The following is a 9,152-nucleotide window of genomic DNA, read 5'->3' as shown; positions in this document are numbered from 1 at the left end:
AACAAAATCACCAATGTCACCGCTGGCGAACTCTCTGACACCAGCACCGACGCCGTTAACGGTTCTCAGCTGAAAACCACTAACGATAACGTGGCGACTAACACCACCAATATCACTAACCTGACTGATACGGTGACTAACCTCGGTGAAGACGCCCTGAAATGGGACGACGCCGCAGGCGCATTCACCGCTGCACACGGCACTAACGCCGCCAACAAAATCACCAATGTCACCGCTGGCGAGCTCTCTGACACCAGCACCGACGCCGTTAACGGTTCTCAGCTGAAAACCACTAACGATAACGTGGCGACTAACACCACCAATATCACTAACCTGACTGATACGGTGACTAACCTCGGTGAAGACGCCCTGAAATGGGACGACGCCGCAGGCGCATTCACCGCTGCACACGGCACTAACGCCACCAACAAAATCAGCAACGTACAAGCTGGCATAGTCTCCTCTGACAGCACTGACGCCATAAATGGCTCACAACTTTACGGTTTGGCTGATTCATTCACGTCCTATCTGGGTGGTGGTGCTGATATTAGCGATACAGGTGTATTAACCGGGCCAACCTATAGTATTGGCGGCACTGACTACACTAACGTCGGGGATGCTCTGGCTGCGATTAACACTTCATTTAGTGATTCTCTCGGTGATGCTCTGCTCTGGGATACAACCGCAGGCAAATTCAGCGCCAAACACGGCATTAATAATGATCCCAGTGTAATCACTGATATTGCAAACGGTGCAGTCTCGTCCACCAGTAGCGACGCTATTAACGGTTCACAGCTTTATGGCGTTAGTGACTACATTGCCGATGCTCTGGGCGGGAACGCTGTGGTGAATGCGGATGGCAGTATCACCGCACCGACTTATGCCATCGCTGGCGGCAGTTACAGCAACGTTGGTGACGCACTGGAAGCGATCGATACCACGCTGGATGACGCCCTGCTCTGGGATGCAACAGCCAATGACGGTGCTGGTGCATTCAGCGCCGGTCGTGGGGTAGATAACACTGCCAGTAAGATTACTAACGTCGCAAATGGTGCAATCTCTGCCACCAGCAGCGACGCGATTAACGGCTCACAACTCTATACCACTAATAAATATATCGCAGATGCTCTGGGCGGTGATGCAGAAGTTAACGCTGACGGTACTATCACTGCGCCGACTTACACCATTGCGAATGCCGAGTACAACAATGTCGGTGACGCTCTGGATGCGCTTGATGAGAACGCGCTGCTGTGGGATGCGACCGCCAATAACGGCGAAGGGGCTTACAACGCCAGTCATGACGGCAAGGCCAGCATTATCACAAACGTTGCTGATGGTAACATTGGTGAAGGTAGCACCGATGCTATCAACGGTTCTCAGCTGTTTAACACCAATATGCTGATCCAGCAGAACAGCGAAGTCATCAATCAGCTTGCCGGTAACACCAGTGAAACCTACATCGAAGAAAACGGTGCGGGTATTAACTATGTGCGTACCAATGACACTGGTTTAACCTTCACCGATGCCAGCGCAGCAGGCATTGGCTCTACCGCTGTGGGTTATAACTCTGTTGCCAAAGGCGATAGCAGCGTGGCCATGGGTTATAACTCTGTTGCTTCCAAAGCCAGCAGCGTAGCCATCGGTCAGGACAGCTACAGTGACGTTGATACAGGTATCGCTCTTGGTAGCAGCTCTGTTTCCAGCCGTGTAATAGTTAAAGGTTCTCGTGACACCAGCGTGTCGGAAGAAGGTGTTGTGATTGGTTATGACACAACTGACGGTGAACTGCTTGGCGCATTGTCGATCGGTGATGAAGGTAAATACCGTCAAATCATCAATGTTGCCGATGGTTCTGAAGCCCATGACGCCGTTACGGTTCGCCAGTTGCAGAATGCCATTGGTGCAGTAGCCACCACGCCAACCAAATACTATCACGCCAATTCAACGGCTGAAGACTCACTGGCAGTCGGTGAAGACTCGCTGGCAATGGGCGCAAAAACCATCGTTAATGGTAATGCAGGTATTGGTATCGGCCTGAACACTTTAGTTCTGGCAGATGCGATTAACGGTATTGCTATCGGTAGCAACGCGCGTGCAAACCATGCAAACAGCATTGCAATGGGTAATGGTTCTCAAACTACCCGTGGCGCACAAACTGGCTACACCGCCTACAACATGGATGCACCGCAGAACTCTGTGGGTGAATTCTCCGTAGGTAGCGAAGACGGTCAACGTCAGATCACCAACGTCGCGGCTGGTTCGGCGGATACCGATGCGGTCAACGTGGGTCAATTGAAAGTAACGGATGCGCAGGTTTCCCAGAATACCCAGAGCATTACTAACCTGAACAATCAGGTGACGAATCTGGATACTCGCGTTACCAATATCGAAAACGGTATTGGCGATATCGTGACCACAGGTAGCACCAAGTACTTCAAGACCAACACCGATGGCGTAGATGCTAACGCCCAGGGTAAAGACAGTGTGGCGATTGGTTCTGGATCCATTGCTGCCGCTGACAACAGCGTCGCTCTGGGTACAGGCTCCGTGGCCAACGAAGAAAACACAATCTCTGTGGGTTCTTCTACCAACCAGCGCCGTATCACCAACGTTGCTGCCGGTGTTAATGCCACCGATGCGGTTAACGTTTCGCAACTGAAGTCTTCCGAAGCAGGTGGCGTTCGCTACGACACCAAAGCTGATGGCTCTATCGACTACAGCAACATCACTCTCGGTGGCGGCAATGGCGGTACGACTCGCATCAGCAACGTTTCTGCTGGCGTGAACAACAACGACGCAGTGAACTATGCACAGTTGAAGCAAAGTGTGCAGGAAACGAAGCAATACACCGATCAGCGCATGGTTGAGATGGATAACAAACTGTCCAAAACCGAAAGCAAGCTGAGCGGTGGTATCGCTTCCGCAATGGCAATGACCGGTCTGCCGCAGGCTTACACGCCGGGAGCCAGCATGGCCTCTATTGGTGGTGGTACTTACAACGGTGAATCGGCTGTTGCTTTAGGTGTGTCGATGGTGAGCGCCAATGGTCGTTGGGTCTACAAATTACAAGGTAGTACCAATAGCCAGGGTGAATACTCCGCCGCACTCGGTGCCGGTATTCAGTGGTAATGATCCATTAATGAATGGGTAAACGCCAAATTGCGTGATGCGCTACGCTTATCAGACCTACAGGATGATTCAGCACATTCCTGTAGGACGGATAAGGCGTTCACGCCGCATCCGGCAAGATAAGGCGCACCAGATCAACAATCTGAGGGCAATTCTCTGATGGGAATTGCCCTTTTCTTTACAGACATCTCCCTCACTCCAAATTGGCCCTACCAATTCTTCGCTTATCTGACCTCTGGTTCACAGTTCCCCAATTAAAACTCACATCAATGTTGCCAATGCATAACATTTAGTTAACTATTCATTGTCATTATCCCTACACAACACAATTGGCAGTGCCACTTTTACACAACGTGTGACACGGAGATGAGCAACAGACTCATTACGCGGCGTGTGTGGACTGCAGGAGACCTGCAATGAATCTCTGGCAACAAAACTATGATCCCGCCGGGAATATCTGGCTTTCCAGCCTGATAGCATCGCTTCCCATTCTGTTTTTCTTCTTTGCGCTGATTAAGCTCAAACTGAAAGGATACGTCGCCGCCTCGTGGACGGTGGCAATCGCCCTTGCCGTGGCTTTGCTGTTCTATAAAATGCCGGTCGCTAACGCGCTGGCCTCGGTGGTTTATGGCTTCTTCTACGGTTTGTGGCCCATCGCGTGGATCATTATTGCAGCGGTGTTCGTCTATAAGATCTCGGTGAAAACCGGGCAGTTTGACATCATCCGCTCGTCTATTCTTTCGATAACCCCTGACCAGCGCCTGCAAATGCTGATCGTCGGTTTCTGTTTCGGCGCGTTCCTCGAAGGAGCCGCAGGATTTGGCGCACCGGTAGCAATTACCGCCGCATTGCTGGTCGGCCTGGGCTTTAAACCGCTGTACGCCGCTGGGCTGTGCCTGATTGTTAACACCGCGCCAGTAGCATTTGGTGCGATGGGTATTCCGATTCTGGTCGCCGGGCAGGTAACAGGCATCGACAGCTTTGAGATTGGCCAGATGGTGGGGCGTCAGCTACCGTTTATGACCATTATCGTGCTGTTCTGGATTATGGCGATTATGGACGGCTGGCGCGGTATCAAAGAAACCTGGCCTGCGGTCGTGGTTGCGGGCGGCTCGTTTGCCATCGCTCAATACCTCAGCTCTAACTTCATTGGGCCGGAACTGCCAGACATTATCTCTTCGCTGGTATCGCTGCTCTGCCTGACACTGTTCCTCAAACGCTGGCAGCCGGTGCGCGTCTTCCGTTTTGGTGATTTGGGAGCGTCACAGGTTGATATGACGCTGGCCCACACCGGTTACACCGCGGGTCAGGTATTACGTGCCTGGACACCGTTCCTGTTCCTGACCGCTACCGTAACACTGTGGAGTATCCCGCCGTTTAAAGCCCTGTTCGCTTCGGGTGGTGCGCTGTATGAGTGGGTGATCAATATTCCGGTGCCGTACCTCGATAAACTGGTTGCCCGTATGCCGCCAGTGGTCAGCGAAGCGACAGCGTATGCCGCCGTGTTTAAGTTCGACTGGTTCTCTGCCACCGGTACCGCCATTCTTTTTGCTGCCCTGCTCTCGATTGTCTGGCTGAAGATGAAACCATCTGACGCTATCAGTACCTTCGGCAGCACACTAAAGGAACTGGCTCTGCCTATCTACTCCATCGGTATGGTGCTGGCATTCGCCTTTATTTCGAACTATTCCGGACTGTCATCAACACTGGCGCTGGCACTGGCGCATACCGGTCATGCATTCACCTTCTTCTCGCCGTTCCTCGGCTGGCTTGGGGTATTCCTGACCGGGTCGGATACGTCATCTAATGCTTTATTTGCCGCTTTGCAGGCTACCGCCGCACAACAAATTGGCGTTTCTGACCTGTTGCTGGTTGCTGCCAACACCACCGGTGGTGTCACCGGCAAAATGATCTCTCCGCAATCTATCGCTATCGCCTGTGCGGCGGTAGGACTGGTGGGCAAAGAGTCTGATTTGTTCCGCTTTACTGTCAAACACAGCCTGATCTTCACCTGTATGGTGGGCGTGATCACCACGCTTCAGGCCTATGTCTTAACGTGGATGATTCCTTAATGATTGTTTTACCCAGACGCCTGTCAGACGAGGTTGCCGATCGTGTGCGGGCGCTGATTGATGAAAAAAACCTGGAGGCGGGCATGAAATTGCCCGCTGAACGTCAACTGGCAATGCAACTCGGTGTGTCGCGAAATTCACTGCGCGAGGCGCTGGCGAAACTGGTGAGCGAAGGTGTGTTGCTCAGTCGACGCGGCGGCGGGACGTTTATTCGCTGGCGTCATGACACATGGTCGGAGCAAAACATCGTCCAGCCGTTGAAAACGCTGATGGCCGATGATCCGGATTACAGTTTCGATATTCTGGAAGCCCGCTACGCCATAGAAGCCAGCACCGCGTGGCATGCAGCAATGCGCGCCACACCTGGCGAAAAAGAGAAAATTCAGCTTTGCTTTGAAGCAACGCTAAGTGAAGACCCGGATCTCGCCTCACAAGCGGACGTTCGTTTTCATCTGGCGATTGCCGAAGCCTCACATAACATCGTGCTGCTGCAAACCATGCGCGGTTTCTTCGATGTCTTGCAATCCTCAGTGAAGCATAGCCGCCAGCGGATGTATCTGGTACCCCCGGTTTTTTCACAACTGACCGAACAACATCAGGCTGTCATTGACGCCATTTTTGCCGGTGATGCTGACGGGGCGCGTAAAGCAATGATGGCGCACCTTAGCTTTGTTCACACCACCATGAAACGATTCGATGAAGATCAGGCTCGCCATGCACGCATTACCCGCCTGCCTGGTGACCATAATGAGAATTCGAGGGAGAAAAACGCATGATTATTTCCGCAGCCAGCGATTATCGCGCCGCAGCACAACGCATTCTGCCGCCATTCCTGTTCCACTATATGGATGGGGGGGCATATTCTGAATACACCCTGCGCCGCAACGTGGAAGATTTGTCAGAGGTGGCGCTGCGCCAGCGAATTCTGAAAAACATGTCCGACTTAAGCCTGGAAACGACGCTGTTTAATGAGAAATTGTCGATGCCGGTGGCGCTAGGTCCGGTAGGTTTGTGTGGCATGTATGCGCGACGCGGCGAAGTTCAGGCCGCAAAAGCGGCGGATGCACATGGCATTCCGTTTACTCTCTCGACCGTTTCTGTTTGCCCAATTGAAGAAGTCGCCCCCGCCATCAAGCGTCCGATGTGGTTCCAGTTATATGTGCTGCGCGATCGCGGCTTTATGCGTAACGCGCTGGAGCGTGCAAAAGCGGCAGGCTGTTCAACTCTGGTCTTCACTGTGGATATGCCAACGCCTGGTGCGCGTTACCGTGATGCGCACTCTGGAATGAGCGGCCCGAACGCGGCAATGCGCCGCTACTTGCAGGCGGTAACGCATCCGCAATGGGCGTGGGATGTGGGCCTGAATGGTCGTCCGCATGATCTCGGTAATATCTCGGCTTATCTCGGCAAACCGACCGGACTGGAAGATTACATCGGCTGGCTAGGGAATAACTTCGATCCTTCTATCTCATGGAAAGACCTTGAGTGGATCCGCGATTTCTGGGATGGCCCGATGGTGATCAAAGGGATCCTCGACCCAGAAGATGCGCGTGATGCGGTACGTTTTGGCGCAGATGGCATTGTGGTTTCTAACCACGGTGGCCGCCAGCTGGACGGTGTACTCTCTTCTGCCCGTGCGTTGCCTGCTATTGCAGATGCGGTGAAAGGTGATATCGCCATTCTGGCAGATAGCGGCATTCGTAACGGGCTTGATGTCGTGCGTATGATTGCACTCGGTGCCGATACTGTACTGCTGGGTCGTGCTTTCCTGTATGCGCTGGCAACGGCGGGCCAGGCGGGCGTGGCAAATCTGCTTAATCTGATAGAGAAAGAGATGAAAGTGGCAATGACACTGACTGGCGCAAAATCGATCAGTGAAATTACGCAAGATTCGCTGGTGCAGGGGCTGGGTAAAGAGTTGCCTGCGGCGCTGGCTCCGATGGCGAAAGGGAATGCCGCATAGTCGTTTCCCCCTCGCCCCTCCGGGGAGAGGGCCGGGGTGAGGGGAAAAGGCCGCACCACTTCTCAATTTTCTGCTATCCTGCCCCCGCACTAAGGGGGCAGTATGCTAAACATCGTACTTTACGAACCAGAAATTCCGCCAAATACTGGCAACATCATCCGTCTTTGCGCTAATACCGGCTTTCGTCTGCATATCATCGAACCGATGGGATTTGCCTGGGACGACAAGCGCCTGCGCCGCGCAGGACTGGACTACCACGAATTTACCGCCGTTACGCGTCATCATAACTATGCTGCGTTCCTGGAAGCAGAAAATCCCCAGCGTCTGTTTGCCCTCACCACGAAAGGCACACCCGCACACAGCGCCGTAAGTTATCAGGATGGCGACTATCTGATGTTTGGCCCGGAAACACGCGGCCTGCCCGCGAGCATTCTCGATGCCCTGCCCGCTGAACAAAAAATTCGCATTCCAATGGTGCCGGACAGCCGCAGCATGAACCTGTCCAATGCGGTGTCGGTCGTGGTGTATGAAGCCTGGCGGCAGCTGGGGTATCCGGGAGCGGTATTGAGAGATTAGTTACTGTATGCCGGATAGATGATTACATCGCATCCGGCACAATCACAGGACGTCAGATCCCATCCCCATATTCAAACGTATGGTTAATGCCGTTGAAATGCTGATCCATATCCATTGATGGCTTATCGCTGTCTGGTTTACCGACAATGCGTGCCGGAACGCCAGCGGCGGTGGTATGTGGCGGCACCGGTTGCAGCACCACGGAACCTGCGCCAATCTTCGCACCGCGCCCAACTTCAATATTGCCGAGAATTTTCGCGCCTGCGCCAATCATCACGCCTTCACGAATTTTCGGGTGACGGTCTCCACCAGATTTACCCGTACCGCCAAGGGTAACGGATTGCAGAATCGACACATCGTTTTCAATCACCGCCGTTTCACCCACAACGATGCCCGTCGCGTGGTCGAGCATGATACCGCGACCAATTTTTGCTGCCGGGTGAATATCCACCTGGAACGTCACAGAGACCTGGTTTTGCAGAAAAATAGCCAGCGCGCGACGGCCCTGATTCCACAGCCAGTGACCGATGCGATAGGCCTGCAAGGCATGAAAACCTTTCAGATATAACAATGGGGTTGAGTATTTATCGACTGCCGGGTCGCGGGTACGCACTGCCTGAATATCACAGGCCGCAGAAGCAATCATTTCCGGGTCGGCGGCGTAGGCTTCTTCCACCACTTCGCGGATAGCAATGGCAGGCATAATTGGCGATGACAGCTTGTTCGCCAGCATGTAGCTCAGTGCACTGCCCAGGTTTTCGTGCTTGAGTAGCGTTGCGTGGTAAAAACTGGCCAGCATTGGCTCACAGTCCGCCAGCGTTCTGGCTTCAGCTTTAATATTGTTCCAGACAATTTCCAGTTCTTCACACGACATTGCTTACTCCACACGATAAGATAATGACCGGCCCGTTCTGCGCGGGCCGGGTCATAGCGGTAACAAAGGTTCCCTGGGTTTAGTGGCTGCTGCGCTCGTCCTTGCGTGCACGACCTAGTAAAGTCAATGCTGCCTCGCGCGCGTTTTTTCCGCAATATAATACTTGATAAATTTCCTCGGTTATTGGCATTTCAACGCCGAAGCGATGCGCCAGTTCGCGGACTTCTTTCGTATTGCGGTAGCCTTCCACCACCTGACCAATTTTCTCCTGCGCGCTTTGTACATCCATGCCCTGACCGAGCATCATGCCAAAACGGCGGTTACGCGACTGGTTGTCGGGACAGGGAAGCACCAAATCGCCCAGCCCCGCCATGCCCATAAAGGGGGCAGGATCGGCACCCCGCGCCGCGCCAAGACGCGACATTTCAGCCAGCCCCCGAGGGATCAGCGCCGCACGCGCATTCGCCCCAAAACCGAAAACGTCGGACATCCCCCCGCCCATGGCAATAACGATTTTCACCCGGCCGCCCAGTTGCAC

General features: G+C 53.5%; 7 protein-coding genes. 5 read left to right on the top strand and 2 right to left on the bottom strand.

Annotated elements, in window-relative coordinates:
- From AACU19_RS19005 to trmL, 5 genes are all read left to right on the top strand, one after another.
- Positions 1 to 3,129: YadA family autotransporter adhesin (locus AACU19_RS19005; RefSeq protein WP_198599091.1), on the top strand; the 3,129-nt coding region annotated here is incomplete at its 5' end.
- 416 nt (positions 3,130 to 3,545) lie between these two features.
- Positions 3,546 to 5,201, top strand: a complete 1,656-nt coding sequence (lldP, locus tag AACU19_RS19000; RefSeq protein WP_001297977.1) for an L-lactate permease — start codon at positions 3,546 to 3,548, stop codon at positions 5,199 to 5,201.
- Positions 5,201 to 5,977: a transcriptional regulator LldR gene (gene lldR / locus AACU19_RS18995; RefSeq protein WP_001353574.1), complete on the top strand. Its 777-nt coding sequence runs from the start codon at positions 5,201 to 5,203 to the stop codon at positions 5,975 to 5,977. Before lldP ends, lldR begins: the two co-directional genes overlap by 1 nt.
- Positions 5,974 to 7,164 carry a quinone-dependent L-lactate dehydrogenase gene (gene lldD, locus AACU19_RS18990; RefSeq protein WP_000586976.1) on the top strand — a complete coding sequence of 397 codons (1,191 nt, stop codon included), beginning with the start codon at positions 5,974 to 5,976 and terminating at the stop codon, positions 7,162 to 7,164. The genes lldR and lldD overlap by 4 nt, the downstream gene beginning before the upstream one ends.
- 102 nt (positions 7,165 to 7,266) lie before the next feature.
- Positions 7,267 to 7,740 carry a tRNA (uridine(34)/cytosine(34)/5-carboxymethylaminomethyluridine(34)-2'-O)-methyltransferase TrmL gene (trmL, locus tag AACU19_RS18985; RefSeq protein ID WP_000932361.1) on the top strand — a complete coding sequence of 158 codons (474 nt, stop codon included), beginning with the start codon at positions 7,267 to 7,269 and terminating at the stop codon, positions 7,738 to 7,740.
- A 52-nt stretch (positions 7,741 to 7,792) separates the two neighbouring features.
- On the opposite strand, the gene cysE is transcribed toward trmL, so the two are convergent.
- The gene (gene cysE / locus AACU19_RS18980) at positions 7,793 to 8,614 is read right to left on the bottom strand and encodes a serine O-acetyltransferase (RefSeq protein ID WP_001277561.1); all 822 of its coding nucleotides are present in this window, start codon (positions 8,612 to 8,614) and stop codon (positions 7,793 to 7,795) included.
- A gap of 79 nt (positions 8,615 to 8,693) precedes the next feature.
- Positions 8,694 to 9,152, bottom strand: a 459-nt coding sequence (locus tag AACU19_RS18975) for an NAD(P)H-dependent glycerol-3-phosphate dehydrogenase (protein WP_339379747.1), incomplete at its 5' end; no start/stop codon positions are given.

Origin of the sequence: Escherichia sp. MOD1-EC4550, assembly GCF_963876935.1 — a bacterium.
GTDB lineage: Bacteria > Pseudomonadota > Gammaproteobacteria > Enterobacterales > Enterobacteriaceae > Escherichia > Escherichia coli_F.
Note: the sequence above shows the minus strand (reverse complement) of the source record. Positions and strands in the feature narration are given on the sequence as shown.

What these genes read in the sequence shown, in the direction of transcription:
- lldP (WP_001297977.1), top strand. Translation starts at nt 3,546, where the DNA reads ATGAATCTCTGGCAACAAAACTATGATCCCGCCGGGAATATCTGGCTT.
- lldR (WP_001353574.1), top strand. Translation starts at nt 5,201, where the DNA reads ATGATTGTTTTACCCAGACGCCTGTCAGACGAGGTTGCCGATCGTGTG.
- trmL (WP_000932361.1), top strand. Translation starts at nt 7,267, where the DNA reads ATGCTAAACATCGTACTTTACGAACCAGAAATTCCGCCAAATACTGGC.
- cysE (WP_001277561.1), bottom strand. Translation starts at nt 8,614, where the DNA reads ATGTCGTGTGAAGAACTGGAAATTGTCTGGAACAATATTAAAGCTGAA.
- lldD (WP_000586976.1), top strand. Translation starts at nt 5,974, where the DNA reads ATGATTATTTCCGCAGCCAGCGATTATCGCGCCGCAGCACAACGCATT.